At 74.8% G+C, this 2,831-nt stretch carries 2 protein-coding genes; both read left to right on the forward strand.

The features are described from left to right. Window positions 1-28: 28 nt before the first annotated feature. Window positions 29-1,771, forward strand: coding sequence for an amidohydrolase (locus ACSNOK_RS32300; protein ID WP_436784347.1), 1,743 nt, complete (start codon window positions 29-31; stop codon window positions 1,769-1,771). A gap of 100 nt (window positions 1,772-1,871) precedes the next feature. Continuing rightward, window positions 1,872-2,681, forward strand: coding sequence for a hypothetical protein (locus ACSNOK_RS32305; RefSeq protein ID WP_436784348.1), 810 nt, complete (start codon window positions 1,872-1,874; stop codon window positions 2,679-2,681). Window positions 2,682-2,831 lie beyond the last annotated feature (150 nt).

Genomic DNA, 2,831 nt, shown 5'->3' on the forward strand with positions numbered 1-2,831 from the left:
CTCCCCCTCCCGACCGAAGGGACCACCCATGCCCGCACCCTCCCGGAAACGCCCCGCCACGGTGATATCCCGGCGGGACGCCGCCCGGCTGACCGGAGCGGTCGCGGCCGCCACCCTCCTGACCGGCACCGGACGGGCTGCCGCGGCCCCGTCCCGCCCGGCGGACCTGGTGTTCCACAACGGCGATGTCATGACGATGGACCCGAGACGGCCGCGCGCGTCGGCCGTGGCCGTCCGGGCCGGCAGGATCGTGTGCGTGGGCGACGACGCCGACGTCCGCGCCCTCGCGGGGCGCGGGACGGAGACGGTGGACCTGCGCGGCAGAACCCTGCTCCCCGGGATCAACGACACCCATCTCCACGCCGCTGTCTACCGGTTGAACCTCCCGCCGTACGCACTCGACCTCGGCGCGTCCGCCGTGAGGTCCGTCGCCGACATCGTCGCCGCCGTGGCCGCCGAGGCCCGGCGCGTCCCGAAGGGCCAGTGGATTCGCGGCGCCGGCTGGAACCCCTACCGGCTGGCCGAGCAGCGGGGACCGAACCGGGACGACCTCGACAAGGCGGCGCCCGACCACCCGGTGTTCCTCCAGGACAACGGCTACCACGCCAGCGCGGTCAACTCCCGTGCCCTGGAACTCGCCGGCATCACCGACGCCGGCCCGAACGGCCCCCGTAAGCCCGGGGTCGACTACGACGCCGCCGGTCGGCCGACCGGCGTCCTCCACTACGGCGGACAGGCGCTCGTCCAGCTCCTGCTCCCGCCCTGGAGCCGGGACGAGCGCAAAAGCGCGATCAAGGACGCGGTCCGCCGCCTCCACGCCGAGGGCATCACCAGCTACACCGACCCGGGCCTGGGCCCCGGCGGCGAGGGCCTCGGCGGCGGAACGCAGGGGCCGGAGACCCTCGCCGCCTACGCCGACCTGGCCCGTGAGGGCGGCCTCGACGCCCGTGTCAGCGCCTTCTTCCTCCCCTGCTCCCAGTCCGGCGGCTCCGCCGCCGCCGTCGCCCGGGAACTGCGGTCGTTCACCCCGCCGGCCGGTCTCGACCCCCGGCGCTTCACCGTCCGCGGCGTCAAACTCTTCTCCGACAGCGGCGGCGACCTGCTCGTCGCCGGTGACACCAACGAGCAACGCGCCGCCGAACTCGCCGAGATGATCCGCGTCGCCCACGTCGCCGGCTACCAGTTGGGCGTGCACTGCTACCGCTGGACCTCCACCGTCGTGGACGCCTTCGTCGCCGCGCTCCGCCGCCACCCGCGCCCGGACGCCCGGCACATCGCCATGCACGGCGCGTTCGTCACCCCGGACCTCCTGCCGACGATGGCCCGGTACCGCATCGGCCTCGGCCCGCAGGCCCAGAGCTGGGCCCACGCCGTGCACGGTGCCGCCCAGGGCCCGGCGGGCGAGGAGTTCCTGCCCTGGCGCTCGGCGGTCGACGCCGGCGTCCCCTTCCTGGGAAGCTCCGACACCCCCGTCAACCCGCCCGACTGGCGCACCGGCGTCCAAGCCCTCATCACCCGCCGCGGCTCCTGCGGCGAAGTGCACGGTCCGGCCCAGCGCCTCACCCTGGACCAGGCCCTCGTCGCCTACACCACCGCCGGCGCCTGGCAGGACGCCGCCGAGTCCTGGAAGGGCTCGGTCACCCCGGGCAAGGCGGCCGACCTGTGCGTCCTCGACGGCAACCTGCGCACGACGGCACCGGACGCCGTCGGCGACGTCCCCGTGGCGATGACCGTCTTCGACGGCCGGGTCGTCCACGAGCGGAAGAGCTGAGGCGAGCGGGCGAGCGGGCGCGCAGGCGAGCGAGCGGGCAGGCAGCGGGGGAGTGCCGGCCCCCCGTCGTCATGCCCGCTCGCGGTGGGAACATGGGGAAATGCACTCCTGGACCGAATTGACCGTCGCGGAACAGACGCTCATGCGTCGAGCCCTGGCGGAGTACTCACTGGCCAAGACGGTCCAGCACTACGGCCTGGCCCTGCGCTGGGGCGGCGCCGAGGAAGCGGTGCCGCGCAGTTACACCGAGGCCGAACAGCGCGCCTTGGTCCCGCACCTCGCCGCCGCGGCCCTCGGCCTTGCCGGGCGCGGGCTGCTGACCGTCCACGAGGGGCACTCGCTGTGGGTACGGCCCGTCCCGGTGACCGGGGCGGAACTCCACGCGGTGCTCACCGACCCCGCGAACTGGCTGTGGACCGCTCGTCCCGACCGCGCCTTCCACCTCGCGGCCCCGCCGGCCGTGCGGGAGCGCTGGGCCGACGCCGCCTACCCGGTCGCCGACACCAGCGCGCTGCCCACCTGGGACGAACTGAGCGTCGCCCAACGCCGGGTCCTCGTCTGCGCCGCCGAAACCGACGGCATGCTCACCGGTCCCTTCGGCATCTGGGACGATCCGCCGGCCGGCCTGGACGGCGCGGGACGCCTCGCCTGGGCGGACCGGCAGCTCGCCCCGCTGCTGCCGTTCGTCCACGAGGGCTGGATCGAGGTCCACCACCGCCCCGACGGCGCCACCGATGCCTTCACGGTGATTCCGCCCGGCAGCCTCCGCGCCGCGCTCGCCGACCCCGCCGTCCGTTACCAGGGCGACGAGTGGGGCGTCGGCGTCGGCTGCGTCTTCACCCACGCGGGACTGGCCGTCTGGGACGGCGGTTGGAGCGACGAGTGGTCGCGCAGGCTGCATTTCGACTGACCCCCGTCGTCGGCCCCTGACGGAAGGACGGCCGCCCCCCGCCCAGGAAGAGCAGCGAGCTCTTCCGGAAACCGGCGGGCGACAGGGCCCGGAGGCAGCCGAAACAACCGGAACGCGCTTACCCCACCCCCCGGAACGCGCCTACCCCAC

This window comes from Streptomyces sp. URMC 126 (assembly GCF_051386555.1).
Taxonomy (GTDB): Bacteria; Actinomycetota; Actinomycetes; order Streptomycetales; family Streptomycetaceae; genus Streptomyces.